The organism is Sinomonas humi, assembly GCF_000802235.1.
GTDB lineage: Bacteria > Actinomycetota > Actinomycetes > Actinomycetales > Micrococcaceae > Sinomonas > Sinomonas humi.
This window is the reverse complement of the sequence record NZ_JTDL01000037.1, coordinates 99,430-118,972: the sequence shown is the minus strand read 5'-3', so window position 1 is coordinate 118,972 and position 19,543 is coordinate 99,430. Positions and strand designations below refer to the sequence as shown.

Here is a 19,543-nt window from a genome sequence, read left to right as displayed (position 1 = left end):
CGCCGTCCTAGGACGCCTCGCGCTTGATGACCGAGACCGCGTCGTTGAACCCTTGCCCTGTGAGCGACGAACCGGAGACGACGCCGACGTTGAGGCTGTCGAGCTTCTTCCCCACGACCACGTCCTTGATGCCCGACGCGAAGTGCCGCTGGTAGAGACGGGTGTTGGCGCTCGTCGGGTGCTCTATGATCTGCACGTTCGTCACGACGCCCGACTTGAGCGTGAGCGCTACGCCGATCGTCTCGGGACCGTTGGGGGAGACGTAGTGGCCGTCGGCGCAGAACGTGCCGTCGCGGTAAGGCTGCGACCCGGCGCCGCTGGCCGAGCCGGAACCCGCGGACCCAGTCGGCGAGCTCGCACAGGCCGCAGGGCTCGTCGTCGGGTCCGGACCTGCAGCCGCACCCGAGGGCGCACATCCCGCGACTGCCCCGACGAGGGAAGCGCCCGCCAAGGTGGTCAGGACGACCTTCCGCGCGGGGAAGGAGGAGGGATGAGCTGCGGACGGGGGCAAGGCTGGCATGAACGTGCTTCCTGGAGATGGTGAGGGAGGGAGAATCTCCCCATTAAACGTAGCCCCGGCTTGAGCACTTCATGCCCCTCTGGTCTGTGTGGAGGCTATGAGGGTGCCGTTGGAACGCTGAGTATCCCGATGGATCACGTTCCCCGTGACTGCTGTAACGTCGTGGGGTGAGCGAACCGGGGACACGAGCGAATCAGGCGGACGGCGAGAGAAACCAAGGGTCCCGTACTCGCAATCGCATCCTTACCGGCGGTGGCATCCTCATCGTGGCGTTCACGCTGCGCACCGCCGTCACGAGTGTTCCCCCGCTCACAGGCGCCATCGCCCACGATCTCTTCCTCCCGACATGGCTCGTCGGCGTCCTCGGGATGCTCCCAACTGCGCTTTTCGGGATCGCGGGACTCGTGACTCCTCTCCTCATGCGGAGGTGGAGTGTGGAGGCATTGGCGGTGATGGCGATGGGAGCGGCGGCCGTCGGCGAGATCGTCCGCGCCGTTGCCCCGGAGACCGGACTCTTCCTCGCGGGTTCGGCTGTCGCGCTCGCGGGCATGGGAGCCGGCAACGTCGTCTTGCCGCCCATGGTCAAGAAGTACTTCCCTCGCCGCATCGGTCTCATGACTTCCCTCTACGTGACGCTCATCAGCTTGGGGACGACGATTCCGCCGCTGCTCGCCGTGCCCGTCGCGGACGCCGAGGGGTGGCGCCTGTCGGTCGGCTGGTGGGCGGTGGTCAATGTCGTCGCATTGATTCCGTGGCTCACCGTGTGGCCGCGCCGAGTGGATGAGGGTGCTGCTCACGCGGCCCGTGTGGCCGCGTCTGCCCATCCGCGCACGGTTGTCCGACCCTGGCGCTCGCCGGCCGCTTGGGCGCTTTCGCTCCTGTTCGGGATCACGTCGCTCAATACGTACACTCTGTTCGCCTGGCTTCCCGAAATCGCTTCGGGCGCGGGACTGAGCACAGGCGATGCTGGTCTGCAGCTAGCGATCTTCTCGGGGATCGGACTCCCTCTCAGCCTGATCGTCCCCCTTCTCGCGGGGCGGATGCGCAATCCGTACCCGATCGTGGCCTTCGGTCTCGTGTGCTTCGTGGGTGGTTACCTTGGACTCTGGCTCATTCCCGGGACAGCGACGTGGCTGTGGTCCCTGCTCGCCGGCATGGGGCCGGCGACGTTTCCCCTCTCACTCGTCCTGATCAACTTGCGGACGCGCTCGCACAGGGCGTCCGGGGCGGTCTCGGGCTTCGCGCAGGGCGTGGGATACCTGCTCGCGTGCGCTGGACCGCTCTTCGCCGGCATCCTGCACGACGCGACAGGCGGCTGGACCGCGACGTTTGCCTTCCTCGGCGTGACCCTCGTGGTGCTGGCGATCGCTGGATGGGTTATCTGCCGACCGCGCTACATCGATGATCATCCCGGCGTCGTGGAGGCCGTGCAGTTTCAGGGCGGCGGGGCGCCGCCGGTAATCTAGGTCCGTGACTCCCGAAGAACTCTCCTCCGCCATCTCTGCCTGCCTTGCGGATGCCGTCCGTGCCGGCGAACTCGCCGTCGACGTGCCGGAGGAGGTTCGTGTGGAGCGACCCAAGAACCGGGAGCACGGCGACTGGGCCACCAACATCGCACTCCAGCTCGCCAAGAAGGCGGGCATGAACCCGAGGGCATTCGCTGAGGTCCTGGCGGGCCGTCTCTCGTCGTTCGACGGTGTGAAGAGCGTTGAGGTTGCTGGACCCGGGTTTCTCAACATCACGCTCGACGCCGCCGCTGCCGGTGCGTTGGCGAAGATCATCGTCGAAGCGGGCCCCGTCTATGGGCGCAACAATGCCCTCGCCGGGCACATAGTCAATATGGAGTTCGTCTCGGCGAATCCGACTGGCCCCCTCCACATCGGCCACACCCGCTGGGCAGCGCTCGGCGACTCGATCGCACGCGTGCTGCGCGCATCGGGCGCCGAAGTCACGGCCGAGTACTACATCAATGACGCTGGCAACCAGATGAACGTCTTCGCGAATTCCGTGCTCGCCCGCCTGCATGGGCGCGATGTTCCTGAGGGCGGGTACCCGGGCCAGTACATCGTGGACCTCGGACACGATGTCCTCACCGCCCATCCCGACGTGCGCGAGCTGACGGACGACGCCGCCCTGCCGATCGTCCGCCACGCGGCTTATGAGGCCCAGATGCGTGACATCAAGGAGACGCTCGCCGCCTTCGGGGTCTCCTTCGATGTCTACTTCTCGGAGAAGGAGGGGCTGCACGACTCCGGGGCGATCGAATCGGCCGTGGCCCGTCTGCGCGAGCAGGGCCACGTGTACGACGACGGGGGCGCCGTCTGGCTGCGCACGACCGACTTCGGCGACGACAAGGACCGCGTGCTCGTCCGCGCGAACGGTGAACCGACCTACTTCGCGGCCGACGCCGCGTACTACCTGTCGAAGAAGGACCGCGGGTTTCCCGAGAAGATCTACCTTCTCGGTGCCGATCACCACGGCTACGTCAATCGCCTCAAGGCGATTGCTGCCTGCGCAGGGGACGACCCCGAACAGAGCATTGAGATCCTCATTGGCCAGCTCGTGTCCGTCAACGGCGCCAAGCTCTCGAAGCGGGCGGGCAACATCATCGAGCTCAAGGACCTCATCGACTGGCTCGGCAAGGACGCGGTGCGCTACTCGCTCGCCCGGTACCCTGCCGATTCACCCCTCACGCTGGACCCGGAGCTGCTCCGCAAGCACTCGAATGAGAACCCGGTCTACTACGTCCAGTACGCCCACGCACGTTCGCGGGGGGCTGCGCGCAATGCCGTGGAGGCCGGCGTCGAGCGTTTTGTCGACGGGCGTGACGCGTTCGACGCCTCACTCCTCACCCACCCCACCGAGGGCGAGCTTCTGGCGCACCTCGCGGCCTACCCGTCGATCGTGGGCAAGGCCGCCGAGTTCCGCGAGCCGCACCGGGTGGCCCGGCACCTCGAAACCGTCGCGACGGCGTACCACTCGTGGTACGACAACTGCCGGATCGCTCCCCGCGGCGACGAGGAGATCACCGACGTCAACCGCACGCGCCTGTGGCTCAACGATGCCACGAGCCAGGTCCTCGCCAACGGCCTCGACCTCCTCGGCGTCTCCGCCCCGGAGAGGATGTGAGCATGGCCCCGGACATGCAGCCCGGATCGGGTGCGCGCGCAGCGTCCCCCCTGGCTCCGGCCTGGCTTGCGCTCCCACGCGACCTCAATGAGCTTGAGCCGAAGATGTGGGCGCACGACGTCGAGCGGACCCCGAGCGGCGAGCTCGCCGTGGGTGGGGTGAGCGTGGAGCATCTGGCCCACGAATTCGGAACGCCGCTCTTCGTCATGAGCGAAGACGATTTCCGCGCCAGGGCGCGGGCGTTCAAGGAGGCGTTCGACGCCGCTTTCGCCGACGTGTGCGGGGGAGTGGATGTCTACTACGCCGGCAAGTCCTTCCTGTGCTCCGCCGTCGCGGCGTGGGTCGCGGAGGAGGGGCTCCGGCTCGACACCTGCTCCGGCGGCGAGCTCGCCGTGGCCGCCAAGGCAGGCCTCCCCGGAGAGCTGTTGAGCCTCCACGGCAACAACAAGTCGGACTCCGAGATCGAGCGCGCGCTCGACCTGGGTGTGGGACGCATTGTGGTGGACAGTCTCGACGAGCTCGAGCGGGTCGCGGCGATCGCTGCAGCAAGAGCAAGCCAAGACCCCCAGCATCGCGAACTGCGCGCGAAGGTCATGCTGCGCCTGACCCCCGGCGTCCATGCGCACACCCACGAGTTCATCGCCACGGCGCACGAGGACCAGAAATTCGGCCTGTCGATGGCCCCCGGAACGGCGAGTGCTGAATTCCGGGCGGAGGTCGCGGGGGAGTCCGGAGAGGCCGCGGCCGGGGCCGTCTCGGCCGCTGAAGAGGCGGTCGCGGCGGCCGCAGGCCATGACAGCATCGAGCTGCTCGGCCTGCATTGCCACATCGGTTCGCAGATCTTCGAGTCTGAGGGCTTTGAGCTCGCGGCGAGCAAACTGCTCACGTTCCTCGCAGCGATGCGTTCGGCGTACGGCGTCGCCCTTCCGGAACTCGACCTCGGCGGCGGCTACGGGATCGCGTACACGCCGGTGGACACCCCGCGCCCGCCGCAGCAGATCGCTCAGGCAATGGCCGCCGTCGTCCGCTCGACGTCAGCCGAACTGGGCATCACGCCGCCGCGCATCTCGATCGAACCGGGCCGCGCAATCGTCGGCTCGACGACGTTCACCCTGTATCGAGCGGGCGTCACCAAGGACGTGGTCGTAGACCTGCCGGGTCCCGGCGAAGAGTCGTCGGAAACTACGGCGGTGCGACGCTACCTCTCCGTCGACGGTGGCATGAGCGACAACGCGCGCCCCGTCCTCTACGACGCGGACTATTCAGTAGTGCTCGCCTCACGGGCCTCCGACGCCGCCCCGCAGCTCACGCGCGTGGTCGGCAAGCACTGCGAGAGCGGTGACATCGTGGTGCGCGACGCTTACCTTCCCGACGACGCCGGGCGCGGTGATCTTCTCGCGGTTCCGGGGACAGGCGCCTACTGCTGGGCTCTCTCGAGCAACTACAACTACCTCGGACGGCCCGGGGTCGTCGCAGTGCGTCACGGTTCGGCGCGATGGATCGTCCGCGGCGAAACTGAACAGGACCTGCTCTCCCGTGACATGGGAGTGTGACGACCCGATGGGAGATCGGATGACCGAGACTCAGACGCGGCCCGAGCCAGAAGCTGCCCTCGACGATGCTGCAGCGCCCGAGGCACGCAAGGTGCTGAAAGTTGCGCTGCTCGGCTGCGGAACAGTCGGCAGCCAGGTGGCCCGCATCCTGCTCGAGGACGGGGACTCGCTCGCCGCCCGCTCGGGGGCGCGGCTCGAACTCGCCGGCATCGCCGTGCGCAGCATGGACGCGAAGCGCGACGTCGACCTCCCGCGGGAGCTCTTCACGGACGAGGCGGAGGCGCTGGTCGACTCGGCTGATCTGGTAGTCGAGCTCATGGGCGGCATAGAGCCGGCGCGCTCGCTCATCCTCCGCGCCATCCGCAAGGGCGCGTCGGTCGTGACGGGCAACAAGGCGCTGCTCGCCCAAGACGGGCCGGCGCTGTTCGAGGAAGCGGACCGCAACAATGCCGAGCTGAGCTTCGAGGCCGCTGTCGCAGGCGCCATCCCGATCATCCGGCCGATCCGCGAGAGCCTCTCGGGAGACCGCATCACCCGGGTATTGGGCATCGTCAACGGGACCACGAACTACATTCTCGACCAGATGGACACCACCGGGGCCGCGTTCGCCGACGCGCTCGCCGAGGCCCAGCGGCTCGGGTACGCAGAGGCTGACCCGACGGCCGACGTCGAGGGCCACGATGCCGCCGCGAAGGCCGCACTCCTCGCGACCCTCGCTTTCCACACCCCGGTGAGCCTCGACGACGTTCGCTGCGAGGGCATCACCAAGGTCACGGCCGAGGACATCGCTGCGGCAAAGGATTCGGGCTTCGTCATCAAGCTTCTTGCGATCGCAGAGCTGGTCCGGCTAGGCGACGGGGACGGCGCCGAGGGCACGAGCGTGCGGGTCCACCCGACTCTCCTCCCGCGAGAGCACCCTCTCGCCGCAGTGCGCGGGGCGTACAACGCGGTGTTCGTCGAAGCCGAGAATGCCGGTCAGCTCATGTTCTACGGCGCCGGAGCTGGCGGCCGTCCCACTGCGTCAGCCGTTATGGGCGATCTGGTCTCGACAGCACGCCGCCTTGTAGCGGGGGCGCCAGGGCGCACCGACACGGCGACACGCAGACTGCCGATGGCCGGTGTCGAAGGAATCTTCACGAGCTACAGCATCGGACTCGAGGTCGCTGACCAGCCTGGCGTCCTATCGAGGGTCGCGGCCGTCTTCGCAGAGCACGGGGTCTCCATCGAGGCCATGCGCCAGACGCTCGGCGACGGTGCGGCGGGTGCTGGAAACAGCCGCGCCGAGCTGCGCTTCGTGACCCACCGTGCGACGGAGAAGGCTCTCGCCGAAACCGTAGCGGACATCAAGAACCTCGACGCCGTCGAATCCGTGACGAGCGTCCTCCGAGTCGAAGGAGTCTAGTGGCCCACCAGTGGCGCGGAGTCATCCGCGAATATGCCGATCGTCTGCCCGTCACCGAGGCCACCCGAGTGATCACGCTCGGCGAGGGCGGGACCCCGCTCGTCCACGCCCAGCAGCTCTCGGCGCTCACGGGCTCGGAGGTGTATCTCAAGGTCGAGGGGATGAATCCCACCGGTTCCTTCAAGGACCGGGGAATGACCATGGCGATGACCGCGGCCGTGCAGGCGGGGGCGAAGGCGGTCGTGTGTGCCTCGACGGGCAACACCTCCGCCTCGGCGGCCGCCTACGCGACCACTGCTGGGCTCACGTGCGCCGTCCTCGTGCCCGAGGGCAAGATCGCGATGGGGAAGTTGAGCCAGGCGATCGCGCATGGCGCGACCCTGCTCCAGGTGGACGGCAACTTCGACGACTGTCTCGAGATCGCGCGCAAGCTCGCCGAGGCTTACCCGGTCTTCCTCGTGAACTCGGTCAACCCCGCCCGCATCGAGGGGCAGAAGACGGCGGCCTTCGAGATCGTCGACGCCCTCGGGGACGCGCCGGACGTCCATGTGCTGCCGGTCGGCAACGCGGGCAACATCTCGGCCTACTGGAAGGGCTACAAGGAGTACGCAGGCGAGTCCTCGTACGGCGAGGGGGCCGAGGCGCGGACCCTCCCGGCCGTCTCGACGAAGCTTCCCGTGATGTGGGGATTCCAGGCCGAGGGCGCGGCTCCGTTCGTCGCGGGCCACCCCATCACCCACCCCGAGACGATCGCGACTGCTATTCGCATCGGGAACCCGGCTTCATGGGAGACCGCGGTGGCAGCGCGCGACGAATCCGGCGGACTCATCGACGCAGTCTCGGACGAGCAGATTCTGGCAGCGCACCGCTGGCTCTCGGCCAAGGAGGCCGTGTTCGTGGAACCCGGTTCGGCGGCGAGCGTCGCGGGCCTGCTCAAGATGCACGCAGCCGGGAAGGTCCCGGCGGGGCAGCGGATCGTGTGCACCGTGACCGGCCACGGCCTGAAGGACCCGCAGTGGGCGCTCCGCACAGAGAGCGGCGAGCAAGTCGAGCCGGTGAAGGTTGCCAACGACGTCGTGAGCGTCGCCGGTGTCCTTGGCCTTGAACCGTAATCCGGTGACCATGCAGTCCACTGCCCGGGAATCTTCGCTCCGGACCGTCGAAGCAGGGCAGCGCGTCACAGTGCGGGTTCCGGCGACGAGCGCCAACCTAGGGCCCGGATACGACAGCCTGGGCCTCGCCCTCTCGCTTTACGACACGGTCCGGGTGGAGACGGCCGACGACGGCGAGTTGGCTTTCGAGCTCAGCGGTGAGGGGGCCGACACTCTCCCGCGCGACGCAACCCACCTCGTAGTGCGCACGGTCGACGCAGCGCTCGCGCGGCTTGGCTACCGCCGCGAGGGGCTGCGCATCACGGCAGAGAATGTGAGCCCCCACGGGCGAGGCCTCGGTTCCTCCGCGTCGGCGACCGTGGCCGCCGTGTTGGCCGCGACGGAACTCGTGCCGCTCAATGAGCGGCCCGGACGTGAATGGGTACTGCAGCTCTGCAGCGAGATCGAGGGCCACCCAGACAATGTCGCGCCCGCGATCTTCGGCTCGCTCGCGCTGTCATGGCAGGACGGCGATGCGTTCAGGACGGCGATCGCCCGTGTGCATCCCGATGTCGTGCCGATCGTTGCGGTGCCCGACTACGAGCTCTCAACGGAGCTTGCGCGCTCGCTCCTGCCCTCCTCCGTGCCGCATCAGGCCGCCGCTGCGAACGCGGGCCGGGCGGCGCTCCTCGTGCACGCCCTGACGAAGGATCCGTCGCTGCTCGTCCCGGGCACCGAGGACTACCTGCATCAGAGCTACCGCGCCTCCGCTATGCGCCCGAGCGCGGAACTCATCCAGCGCTTGCGGGCCGAAGGCCATGCCGCCGTCGTCTCGGGCGCGGGACCGACCGTGCTTGCCCTCGCGGGAGGCGAAGCCGAAGCAGACGAGGTGCAGGCCGCCGTCGAACGCTTTGCCTTGGGAAGCGAGACTCGGGGAGGCGAGACTCGCTGGCGTGTCATGCGGCTCGCTGTGGATTCTGAAGGTGCTAGAGTAGAAGTGCATTCGCGGTAGCTTTCGCCCCGCAGGCCCACGTCCTTCTCATCGGGACATCCAGCAGGCCCAGCACATCCGCTTCGAATGCCGTCCCTACCAGCTCCGCAGCCGGTCAGCCCGCTTGCAGCTGCCGCAAGCTCTGTCCCCCTTCGTACGCCTGGGGCGAATCCGCAGTGTGCTCCGTTCCGCCGTTCTGGCGCGACGGAGCAGCCATCCGACCGCTGTATCTGAATGCGGTCACCAACACGATGCGGCCGCTTCTGATAGCTGCCGCAGTCGACGGGGAAGGATCCTTCGTGACACAGACCACTGAGCTGAACCCGGCAGTGGACGCCTCCACTTCGCCTGAATCCAAGGGCATCGCGGGCCTCAAGCTCGCACAGCTCCAGGCGCTGGCCTCCCAGCTGGGTATCACCGGCGGTTCCCGCATGCGGAAGGGCGACCTCGTGGCCGCCATTTCCGCCCACCAGAAGGGCGAGCCCGTGGCGCGTCGCAGCGCCCCGGCCGCCAAGCCGTCCGAGCAGCCGGCCGCTGCTCCCGAGGCCAATGAAGCCGCTGCGCCCGCCGCTGAGGAGGCGGCTCCGGCGCGCGGTCGAGGCCGCACCCGTCGTCGCGCTGGAAGCGACGGTGTCGTGACGGCGCCCGCCGAGACGGCGCAACCCGTGCAGGCCCAGCCTGCTCAGGAACAGCCTGCTCAGGCTCAGCCCACTCAGGCTCAGCCCACTCAGGCTCAGCCCACTCAGGCTCAGCCCGCCCAGGAGCAGCTTCCGAGCGAGGCGACCACCGAGCGTGCCGAGGCTGCGCCTGAGGCGGCTCCGTCAGAGGCGCCGCGTCAGCCGCGCACCCGCAACCGGAACCGTCGTGCAGCGAGCGATGGCACGGTTGTCGCCGAGTCGGCCCCCGCCACCGAGGTCGCTCCCGAGTCTGCCCCGGCCGAGGCTCCTGCGCAGGCGCCTGCCGAGGCCGGTCAGCCCGATGGCCAGCCTGCTGAGGCCGGTGAGCGTCGCCGGGAACGTGGCGACCGCGGCGACCGTGGCGACCGCGGCGACCGCGGCCAGCAGGAGCGCCGTCGCGACGACTCCGAGGGCGAGGACGGGGGCAACCGCCGCAGCCGTCGCAACCGGCGCGGGCGCGAACGTGACCGCGAGGAAGGCCGCAACGAGCGCTTCCGCGACCGCAACGACCGCCGGCGCGGCCGGAACCAGGGCCCTGACGTCGATGAGACCGAGGTGACTGAGGACGACGTGCTCGTCCCTGTTGCCGGCATCCTCGATGTCCTTGAGAACTATGCGTTCATCCGCACGTCCGGCTACCTCCCGGGCCCGAACGACGTGTACGTGCCCCTCGCCCAGGTCAAGAAGTACAACCTGCGCAAGGGCGACGCGGTCGTCGGCGCCATCCGTGCGCCCCGCGACGGCGAGGACAACCGCCAGAACCAGGGCGGCCGTCAGAAGTTCAATGCCCTCGTCCGGGTGACGAGCGTGAACGGCAAGAACACCGAGGATCTCAAGAACCGCGTCGAGTTCAACAAGCTCGTCCCGCTCTACCCCTCGGAGCGACTGCGGCTCGAGACCGACCCGAAGAAGGTCGGGCCTCGCGTGATCGACCTCGTAGCACCGATCGGCAAGGGCCAGCGTGGCCTCATCGTCTCGCCTCCGAAGGCTGGCAAGACGCTCATCCTGCAGTCCATCGCGAACGCGATCACCGTCAACAATCCTGAGGTCCACCTCATGATGGTGCTCGTCGACGAGCGGCCTGAAGAAGTCACCGATATGCAGCGATCGGTCCGCGGCGAGGTCATTGCCTCGACGTTCGACCGTCCTGCGGACGACCACACGACCGTCGCCGAACTCGCGATCGAGCGCGCCAAGCGTCTCGTCGAGCTTGGCATGGACGTGGTGGTGCTCCTCGACTCCATGACCCGCCTCGGCCGCGCCTACAACCTGTCCGCGCCGGCCTCGGGACGCATCCTCTCCGGCGGTGTCGACTCTGCAGCCCTCTACCCGCCGAAGCGCTTCTTCGGCGCGGCGCGCAACATCGAGAACGGTGGCTCGCTCACCATCATCGCGACAGCGCTTGTAGAGACCGGCTCCAAGATGGACGAGGTCATCTTCGAGGAGTTCAAGGGCACGGGCAACATGGAGCTCCGGCTCTCCCGCCAGCTCGCCGACAAGCGCATCTTCCCCGCGGTGGATGTCAACGCTTCCGGCACGCGCCGGGAAGAGAACCTGCTTTCTTCGGACGAGGTCAAGATCATGTGGCGCCTGCGCCGCGTGCTCTCCGGGCTCGACACCCAGCAGGCGCTCGAGCTGCTCACGTCCAAGATCCGCGAGACGCAGTCGAACGTCGAGTTCCTCCTGCAGGTGCAGAAGACGACGCTCGCGTCGAAGTCGGAGAACGACAAGCACTAGCTGCCCCGCACGGCGGCCGGCCCGGATACTCCGGCGCCGGCCGCCGTCGTCGTTTCTCGAGCCTCAGAATCCGCCAAACCCTCAAGAAAGGCCCCACATGTTCGAGTCCGTGAAAGGACTGCTGGACGAGCACGCAGACCTGCAGAAGCAGCTGAGCGACCCCGCGGTCTACCAGGACCAGGCGCTCGCGCGGAAGCTCGGCCGTCGCTCGGCTCAGCTCAACGGCATCGTCGAGGCCCACACCCGGTGGAAGCAGCTCTCCGACGACCTTGAGGCGGCGCGGGAAATGGCGGCCGAGGATCCTGACTTCGCCGCGGAGGTGCCGGAGCTTGAGGCCTCGCTCGCGACCGCGCAGGAGAGGCTTCGCCGGCTGCTCATTCCGCGGGACCCCAACGATGCACGCAACGTCATCCTCGAGGTCAAGGGCGGTGAGGGTGGCGACGAGGCGGCACTCTTCGCGGCCGACCTCCTGCGGATGTACACGCGTTACGCGGAATCGAAGGGCTGGAAGACCGAAATCCTGTCCTCGACGGAGTCGGACCTCGGCGGCTACAAGGACGTGCAGGTCGCCATCAAGGGCTCGTCCAACGACCCGGCGGAGGGCGTATACGCGCACCTCAAGTACGAGGGCGGCGTCCACCGCGTGCAGCGCGTGCCGGTGACGGAGTCGCAGGGACGGATCCACACCTCGGCGGCGGGCGTGCTCGTTTTCCCGGAGGTCGACGAGCCCGAGGAAATCGAGATCAACACGAACGATCTCAAGATCGACGTGTACCGTTCGTCAGGCCCGGGCGGCCAGTCCGTCAACACGACGGACTCCGCGGTGCGCATCACTCACCTCCCGACTGGCATCGTCGTGGCGATGCAGAACGAGAAGTCGCAGCTGCAGAACCGCGAGGCCGCGATGCGGGTCCTCCGCTCGCGCCTGCTTGCGCATCAGCAGGAACAGATCGACGCGGAGAACGCCGAGGTGCGCAAGTCCCAGGTCCGCACCATGGACCGCTCGGAGCGGATCCGCACGTACAACTACCCTGAGAACCGGATCGCAGACCACCGCACCGGCTACAAGGCGTACAACCTCGATGCCGTCATGAACGGCGACCTCGGTCCCGTGGTGCAATCCTGCATCGACATGGACGAGCAGCATCGCCTCGACGCGCTGGGCGAGTAGGCACGTGGGCACGCTTGCTTCCGAGGAGGGCGGCGAAGACCTCGCGAGCGCGCTGCGAAGGGCGACGGCGATGCTCGCCGAGGCGGGTGTGCCCAGCCCCCGAGCGGATGCGGAACTGCTGGCCGATCATTTGCTTGGATGCGGGCTCGGGCGCCTCCGCTCCCTCGCGGTCATCGGCGCCGGCGTCCCGGACGGCTTCTGGGAGCTCGTCGAGGAGAGGTCCAAGCGCGTTCCGCTCCAGCACCTGACAGGGACCGCGCACTTCCGGCACCTCACGCTGAGCGTGGGACCCGGCGTGTTCGTTCCCCGGCCGGAGACCGAGACCCTCGTCACCCTCGCGCTCGACTGGATCTCGGCCCAGAGCCCGGTGCTCGCGGCGCCCGTCGTCGTCGACCTCGGCACTGGTTCCGGAGCAATCGCCGCCGCGATCGCCGCCGAATGCCGGGCGAGTCGAGTACATGCAGTGGAGCTGTCCGAATTCGCGTACGCGTGGGCAGCCCGGAACGTCGCGCTGCCAGAGGTGGGCGGCCGCGTGGAGCTGGTCCTCGGCGACTTGCGCACGGCATTTCCGGAATTGGACGGCCAAGTGGATCTCGTCGTGAGCAACCCGCCGTACATTCCGGCAGGCATGGTTCCCCGAGAGCCCGAGGCTGCGGAACATGATCCCGAACTTGCACTGTACGGCGGCGGTGAGGACGGACTCGAACTCCCGCTCGCCACGATTGCGTCGGCGGCCCGACTGCTGCGTCCGGGCGGATTCTTCGTCATGGAGCACGCGGAGGTACAGGCTGAAGCCCTTTCGGCGCGCCTCGCCCGCGACCCTGCCTGGACCAGTGTGACCTCGCATCGCGACCTCAATGACCTCCCACGCGCCACGTCGGCTGTCCGGGTCGAGGCCTCGCCCGTGGAAGAATTGAGGCCGTGACGACCACAAGCTACGACTGCAACGACCGGGAACGGCGAGCCGAGGGGCTCGCTCATGCACAGCGGGCCATCGCTGCCAAGCAGTGCGTCGTGATGCCGACGGACACCGTCTACGGCATCGCGGCCGACGCGTTCTCGGCTCAGGCAGTGGCGACCTTGCTGGCCGCGAAGGGTCGCGGCCGGTCGATGCCGCCGCCCGTTCTGATCCCGCGGCTCCAGACCATGGACGGCCTCGCAACCGAAGTCCCGGATGCCGGGCGCCGCCTTGCCGAGAAGTTCTGGCCGGGCCCGCTCACGCTCATCTTCCATGCGCAGCCGTCGCTGACGTGGGACCTTGGCGATACACAGGGAACCGTCGCGCTCCGCATTCCTGACGACGAGGTCGCCCAGGCACTCTTGACCATCACCGGGCCGCTTGCGGTCTCGTCCGCGAACCGCACGGGGCACAAGGCGGCTCAGACCGCGGGCGAGGCCCAGGACCAGCTCGCCGAGTCCGTCGAGGTCTACCTCGACGGCGGGTTCCGCCCGGTTGGCGGCGGTGCCGAGGGCGTCCCGTCGACGATCATCGACTGCACGGGGGAGCGGCTGCGGGTTGTGCGCCAGGGCGGTGTGAGCCTCGACGCCCTGCGGGAGATCGTGCCGGACATCCTCGGCTTGGGCGAGGAGCCCGAGAGCACCGAGCCCGAGACCCTCGCGCCCGAGAACACGCCTCAGAACACCGAGCTTGAGCAAACCGACGCCGAGGGGCCAGCAGCAGGGCAGGAAACGATCGCGGGGGTCACCTCGGAGCAACCGCGTGACTGAGGCCCGCGCGCCGCGGGTAGTCGCCGTCGTCGTCAGTTACAACCGACGCGAGCTGCTCGAGCGGTCCCTCCTTGCGCTTGCGGAGGGCGAGCGGGCCCCCGATGCGCTCGTGGTGGTCGACAACGCCTCGACAGACGGATCGGGCGAGTTCCTCGAGGGGCTGGAAGTTCCCTTCGAATACGAGCTGATCCGTCTCGCCGAAAACACCGGCGGCGCCGGGGGCTTCGCCGTCGGGATGGCCGCCGCTCTCACGCGGCACCGCCCCGACCTCGTCTGGATCATGGACGACGATACGGTTCCGCTGCCGCGCACGCTCACCGAGGCATTACGCCTGTGGGCGGCCTATCCTGCGACTGACAAGCCGGCGTTCATCGCAAGCCGCGTCGCCTGGAGCGACGGCCGGGACCACCCGATGAACACCATGCGCGACAGGTGGGATGCAGCTCCCGCCGACCGGTCCTTCGCCGCCGGCCATCGGGCAAGGGTCATTCGCTCGGCGTCGTTTGTCTCGCTCTTCGTGGATGCGGATGCCATCAGGGACCTCGGCCTGCCTGTTGCCGACTACTTCCTCTGGAACGACGACTTCGAGTTCACCGCGCGCCTCGCCCGCCGGCGCCTCGCCCTCGCGAGCCTCGACTCGGTCGTCGAGCATCACACGAAGGCATACGACTCGCACACTGTGGACGTGGGGGAGCGTTTCCGCTTCGAAGTCCGGAACAAGGTGTGGATGTTCTTCCGCTCGCCCGCCCTCGCCCCGGTGGACAAACTCCTCTACGGTGGCTCGACCCTGCGGCGCTGGGGCGTCATGGTGCGGAACAGCGCTCACCCGGGGATCGTGCTCAAGGCCGGCCTCGCAGGGCTGTGCGAGGCGGTCTCCCACGCTCCGCGGCCGAATGAAGAGGTTCTCGCCGCCGCTGGCGGCCTCCCCGGGGCCGCGCCCTCAGACCCGCAGGGCGAAGCCGCCGCGCCCGTGCAACAGGAACGGGGTGCGCAACGGGAGCGGGGCGCCTTCCCCGAGTTCTCGGTCCTCCTGCCCGTCTATGCAGGAGACGCGGCAAACCGGGTCAGCCGGGCGATCGCCTCGGTCACCGTTGACCAGACGGTCCCGCCGGCCCAGCTCGTCATCGTGCGCGACGGGCCTGTGGGGGATGACATCGAGGCCGTCCTGCGTGAGGCCGAGGGCAACCTCGATCATCCGGCGGACGTTCTGCGGCTCCCCGCGGGCGTCGGCCTTGCCGGCGCACTCGACGCGGGGCTCGAGCGCTGCCGCCACGACGTCGTCGCCCGCATGGATGCGGACGACGTCGCACTGCCCGAGCGCTTCGAGCGGCAGCTGGCGCTTCTCGCAGAGGGCTACGACATCGTCGGTTCGGCGATAGCCGAGATCGGCGACGACGAGTCCCACCGTTTCGCGAGCCGTCCTGTCCCAGTGACGCACCGCGAGATCATGGCACAGCTGGACTTCCGCACCCCGTTCAATCACCCGAGCGTGATGTACAGGGCCTCGGCCGTTCGGGCAGCGGGCGGCTACCGGGGCGTTCCGGACATGGAGGACTACTGGCTGTGGGCCAGGATGCTCCACGGCGGAAGCCGCGGGGCCAACGTGCCGGACGTCCTCGTGCTGTACCGCGTGAGCGACGGTGCCTATGCCCGCCGGGGCGGAGGCCGGATGCTCCTTGCCGAGCTCCGGCTTCAGCGCCACATGCTTGCCTCGGGCTATCTCGGGCCGCTTTCCTTCGGCCGCAACGTCCTCGTGCGCGGCGCGTACCGCCTCGTGCCCACCCGGGTACGCCGACGGAGCTATCGGAGCGCATTCACTGAGCTTCCCGCCGCAGCGCAGCAAGCGAGGGTGGGCTCGGGGGAGGCCGCCGGCTGACCCATGTTCATCTATGTCCTCGTGGCCATGCTGGCCGCCATCGTCACGTATGCCGCGACCGGGGTAGTGCGCGTCGTCGCTCTCAAGCTCGGGATCGTCTCGCCTGTACGTGAGCGAGACGTCCACACGCGCTCTGTGCCGCGTCTCGGAGGGATCGCGATGCTCGCGGGGTTCGCCGCCGCGTTCTGGGCGGCATCGCAGACCGTCTGGATCCGCTCGATCTTCTTCGACACACCGCAGACGTGGGCCGTGCTGGGAGGGGCGGCGTTCATCGTCCTGCTGGGCGCGATCGACGACATCGTGGACCTCAACAGCTGGGTGAAGCTCGCCGGCCAGATCGTAGCGGCCGGAATCGTGGCGCTGTGGGGCCCGCGCGTCACGTTCCTGCCCCTGGGCCTTCTACCCGTGACCCAGCCTTGGCTCCAAATCGGCCTCACGATGTTCCTCATCGTGCTCACCGTCAATGCGATCAACTTCGTGGACGGCCTCGACGGTCTCGCGGCTGGGGTGGCCGGCATCGGGGGTTTTGCGTTCTTCCTGACCGCGTACTGGGTGCACCGGAACGCACTCCTGCCGGACTACACCGATCTCTCGACGCTCCTCATGGCACTCCTCGTAGGAATCTGCGTGGGCTTCCTGCCGCATAACACGCATCCCGCGAAGATCTTCATGGGCGATTCCGGCTCCATGCTGCTCGGCCTCGTCATGGCCACAGGTGGTGTTGTCGCGACGGGCCAGATTGCCTCGGGCCTGTACGACCGGGCGGAAGGCATCCCCACCTTCGTCCCCGTCGTGCTGCCCATCGTCGTGATGGTCCTCCCGTTCCTCGACCTCATCCTCGCCGTCCTGCGCCGCACGGCCAGTGGACGCTCACCCTTCTCGCCCGACCGCGAGCATGTGCACCACAAGCTGCTCGACCTCGGCTACACGCACCGCCAAGCCGTCGCCGTCATGTACGTCTGGACCGCCTTCGTCGCGTTCGGCGGAGTCGCGTACGCGTTCGTCCCGTGGATCCCGCTCACGGTCTTCAACCTCATCGTCCTGCCCGCGGTCGCATTTCTGACCATGCACCCGTGGGTCCGGGAGAACGTTGCCAGCAGCCCAGTCCGGCGCGTATGGCTGCGCTTTACCCCGTGGGTTCCGCGGTTCACCGTGCCGTTCGCGGCGACGGTCGCGGCTGCCACGTTCCTCGGGTTCACGGGCCTCGGGAACGGGGGAGTGCCTTTGCTCTACTCGACGTTCCTCTCGCTCGCGGTCGTGGGGGTTTGCGGGGGTGCGCCGGTTGTGATCCTCCACGCCGCGGCTCCTACGCTTCCGTTCCGGCGCCGCACCCTCGTCGCCGATGTGCTCATGAAGGTGGTCGCATTCGCGATTGCGCTCCTCGTCGTCGGCTCTCCCCCCTGGTCGGACAGGGGCTGGTACTGGCTCTCGCTCTGGGTGTGCGGAGCGGCGTGGGTCGTAGCGCAGGCGGCGGTGGCACTTTCCCAGTGGAAAGCGACGACGGGCGGTGTGGCCGCACGTCCGAGCGTGGGCCATTGAGTTCTATCTCATGTAGAATAGAGACCGCACCCACACCCACGCCGGCACCGCTACGATGACGCACAGCATCGACGGATGGCCGCCGACGAACGGCTCGAGATGAACAGCACGCCCGCACGCCCCGGTCGCAGCACCGGACCCGCTGGCGTGACCTTCTCCTCAATCTGGCTGCGACTCGCCGCCCTCTGCTCGGGCGCGACCGCGGCCTTGGACGCCGTTCTCGCTCTCGTCGCGTGGCTGGCCACGGGCGCCGCCGCCGCTGGGAGCGTCGCCTTCGCCGCCGTCGTCGTCATCGCCTTCTTCGCCATCAGCCTCCTCGTGGGTCATTTCGTCGGGCGGCGCAATCCTGCTGGGGCGATCGGCATGTTCGCCGTCGTGTACCTCATCAAGATCGTCGGGTTCGCGGCAGTGCTGATCTGGATCGGCACGCCTGCTTGGATCAACCCTCCGTGGTTCGGAGCGACCGGGATCGCGACGGTCGTCGTGTGGCAGGCCGTCGAGCTGTGGGGGTTCAGCCGCGTGCGGCTCCAGATCTTCAACGACCCGGAAGACCCCGGCCAAGGCGCTTCGCCGACCTCTGGAGCGACACCTGAAGGTGGTCCTCGTGCCTGACCGTGAAGCTGCTCCTGAGCCCCGTAATCCACCGCCATCGGGCGGCAGCGGCTACAACGGCGGTATGGCCGTCTTCAGCTACATCATTGGCGGGACCCTTGTCTGGAGTTTGATAGGGTGGGGGCTGGATACTCTCCTCAAAACCAGCTGGTTCGTGCTCGTTGGAGCCCTGCTGGGGATTGCTGGTGGCCTGTACCTCGCCGGCAAGCACGGACTCTTCTCGCCGCAACGCGGACCAGCGAAGACCGAATCCGGAGACGACGACGTCGAAGGGAACGGTGGCTCGTGATGGAGCAACCGACAATTTCACATGTGGGGGTCGAAGCCACTCGCCCCGGCACCTGCCCGATGAAGGACACTGCAAGAGAGGAAATGCGTTGACCCCGCTCACGCTTCCGGCTGCTGACAACAGCAGCACTTTCACCCCTCCCGGCCTCGAAAGCCTCCACCTCCCGGCCATCCTGCCATGGGGGGCGGACGAAGGCTTCACCAAGCAGATGCTGCTCGTCCTGCTGTCTGTCTTCTTCATCGCGTGGTTCTTCATCGCGGCCTCCCGCAAGCAGCAACTCGTGCCGGGCAAGCTGCAGTTCCTTGGCGAGCAGCTGTACGGCTTCGTCCGCAACAGCATCGGCAAGGACGTCATCGGCGGCCGGGACTTCATGGCGTTCGTGCCGCTCCTGTTCGCGCTGTTCTTCTTCCTCCTGCTGAACAACATCTACGGCGCGATTCCCCTGTTCCAGCTCCCGACGATGTCCCACGTCGGCGGCGCCTACTTCCTCGCAGGCCTGGTTTACGTCATCTGGATCGGCGTCGGCCTCAAGCGCTTCGGCATTCGCTACCTCAAGCTCGCGGTGGTCCCTTCGGGCGTTCCCTGGTTCATCATGCCGATCGTTGTTCCGATCGAGATCATCTCGAACTTCATCGTGCGTCCGATGACCCACAGCCTCCGTCTGTTCGCGACGATGCTGGCCGGCCACCTCGTCGTCGCCCTCGCGGGCTCCGGCATCGCGTTCCTCATCGCTCAGGAGAACGTGCTGGTCAAGGGGATCAGCGTCCTCGTCCTCGTCTTTGCTATCGCCATGTACATGCTCGAAGCGCTGATCATGGTGCTTCAGGCTTACGTCTTCACGCTTCTCACTGCGATCTACATCCAGGGCGCAGTGGCGGCGGACGCCCACTGAGAATTCCCCTCGGTGAGGGGGCAATCAACCCATCAACCTGCCTGCGGGCGATTGAAAGGAAGAAAATGAACGGCACGATCAACGGCAGCATCAACCTCATCGGCTACGGTCTTTCCGCCATCGGCGGTGCCATCGGTGTTGGTCTCGTCTTCGCGGCCTACATCAACGGTGTTGCCCGTCAGCCTGAGGCGCAGCGCGTTCTCCAGCCGCTCGCGTTCCTCGGCCTGGCCCTGACCGAGGCGCTCGCCATCCTCGGCCTCGTGTTCGCCTTCGTCCTGAAGTAAATCGGACCGAACCGAGCCGAGAACCAGCTACTTCAGTAGATAGGAGGGGTGG

The 19,543-nt window shown here is 67.8% G+C and carries 17 protein-coding genes; 16 read left to right on the top strand and 1 reads right to left on the bottom strand.

The window, feature by feature from the left end:
• Positions 1 to 7: 7 nt before the first annotated feature.
• Positions 8 to 520, bottom strand: a complete 513-nt coding sequence (locus LK10_RS02925; protein ID WP_052206869.1) for an FMN-binding protein — start codon at positions 518 to 520, stop codon at positions 8 to 10.
• Positions 521 to 687: 167 nt separating this feature from the next.
• Between LK10_RS02925 and LK10_RS02920 the strand changes: the two genes are divergently transcribed.
• The 16 genes from LK10_RS02920 to atpE all read left to right on the top strand — a co-directional run bounded on the left by LK10_RS02920 (position 688) and on the right by atpE (position 19,491).
• Positions 688 to 1,986, top strand: a complete 1,299-nt coding sequence (locus tag LK10_RS02920) for an MFS transporter (RefSeq protein WP_052206868.1) — start codon at positions 688 to 690, stop codon at positions 1,984 to 1,986.
• A gap of 4 nt (positions 1,987 to 1,990) precedes the next feature.
• Positions 1,991 to 3,649, top strand: coding sequence for an arginine--tRNA ligase (gene argS / locus LK10_RS02915; RefSeq protein WP_043119949.1), 1,659 nt, complete (start codon positions 1,991 to 1,993; stop codon positions 3,647 to 3,649).
• A gap of 2 nt (positions 3,650 to 3,651) precedes the next feature.
• Positions 3,652 to 5,202 (top strand): diaminopimelate decarboxylase family protein, encoded by a 1,551-nt coding sequence (locus LK10_RS02910; protein WP_231567570.1) that lies wholly within the window; start codon positions 3,652 to 3,654, stop codon positions 5,200 to 5,202.
• A gap of 19 nt (positions 5,203 to 5,221) precedes the next feature.
• Complete coding sequence (locus tag LK10_RS02905; RefSeq protein WP_081998221.1) at positions 5,222 to 6,604, top strand: homoserine dehydrogenase; 1,383 nt, start codon at positions 5,222 to 5,224, stop codon at positions 6,602 to 6,604.
• The gene (gene thrC / locus LK10_RS02900; protein WP_043119948.1) at positions 6,604 to 7,716 is read left to right on the top strand and encodes a threonine synthase; all 1,113 of its coding nucleotides are present in this window, start codon (positions 6,604 to 6,606) and stop codon (positions 7,714 to 7,716) included. The genes LK10_RS02905 and thrC overlap by 1 nt, the downstream gene beginning before the upstream one ends.
• 10 nt (positions 7,717 to 7,726) lie before the next feature.
• The gene (gene thrB / locus LK10_RS02895) at positions 7,727 to 8,707 is read left to right on the top strand and encodes a homoserine kinase (RefSeq protein WP_043120166.1); all 981 of its coding nucleotides are present in this window, start codon (positions 7,727 to 7,729) and stop codon (positions 8,705 to 8,707) included.
• Between the two features lie 278 nt (positions 8,708 to 8,985).
• Positions 8,986 to 11,100, top strand: a complete 2,115-nt coding sequence (gene rho / locus LK10_RS02890) for a transcription termination factor Rho (protein WP_043120165.1) — start codon at positions 8,986 to 8,988, stop codon at positions 11,098 to 11,100.
• Positions 11,101 to 11,197: 97 nt separating this feature from the next.
• A complete protein-coding gene (gene prfA / locus LK10_RS02885) occupies positions 11,198 to 12,271 on the top strand; it encodes a peptide chain release factor 1 (protein ID WP_043119947.1) in 1,074 nt (357 codons plus the stop codon).
• A 4-nt stretch (positions 12,272 to 12,275) separates the two neighbouring features.
• Positions 12,276 to 13,196, top strand: a complete 921-nt coding sequence (gene prmC / locus LK10_RS02880) for a peptide chain release factor N(5)-glutamine methyltransferase (RefSeq protein WP_043119946.1) — start codon at positions 12,276 to 12,278, stop codon at positions 13,194 to 13,196.
• Positions 13,193 to 13,999 (top strand): L-threonylcarbamoyladenylate synthase, encoded by an 807-nt coding sequence (locus LK10_RS02875; protein ID WP_043119945.1) that lies wholly within the window; start codon positions 13,193 to 13,195, stop codon positions 13,997 to 13,999. Before prmC ends, LK10_RS02875 begins: the two co-directional genes overlap by 4 nt.
• The gene (locus LK10_RS02870; protein WP_052206867.1) at positions 13,992 to 15,875 is read left to right on the top strand and encodes a glycosyltransferase; all 1,884 of its coding nucleotides are present in this window, start codon (positions 13,992 to 13,994) and stop codon (positions 15,873 to 15,875) included. Before LK10_RS02875 ends, LK10_RS02870 begins: the two co-directional genes overlap by 8 nt.
• A 3-nt stretch (positions 15,876 to 15,878) precedes the next feature.
• On the top strand, positions 15,879 to 17,414 hold the full coding sequence (locus LK10_RS02865; protein WP_081998219.1) for an MraY family glycosyltransferase: 1,536 nt from the start codon (positions 15,879 to 15,881) through the stop codon (positions 17,412 to 17,414).
• Between the two features lie 75 nt (positions 17,415 to 17,489).
• Positions 17,490 to 18,026 carry a hypothetical protein gene (locus LK10_RS02860; protein ID WP_231567568.1) on the top strand — a complete coding sequence of 179 codons (537 nt, stop codon included), beginning with the start codon at positions 17,490 to 17,492 and terminating at the stop codon, positions 18,024 to 18,026.
• A complete protein-coding gene (locus LK10_RS02855; RefSeq protein ID WP_052206903.1) occupies positions 18,019 to 18,315 on the top strand; it encodes an AtpZ/AtpI family protein in 297 nt (98 codons plus the stop codon). Before LK10_RS02860 ends, LK10_RS02855 begins: the two co-directional genes overlap by 8 nt.
• Positions 18,316 to 18,403: 88 nt before the next feature.
• A complete protein-coding gene (atpB, locus tag LK10_RS02850) occupies positions 18,404 to 19,207 on the top strand; it encodes a F0F1 ATP synthase subunit A (RefSeq protein WP_043119943.1) in 804 nt (267 codons plus the stop codon).
• A gap of 65 nt (positions 19,208 to 19,272) precedes the next feature.
• Entirely contained in the window at positions 19,273 to 19,491 is a 219-nt protein-coding gene (gene atpE, locus LK10_RS02845; protein ID WP_043119941.1) for an ATP synthase F0 subunit C, read from the top strand.
• Positions 19,492 to 19,543 lie beyond the last annotated feature (52 nt).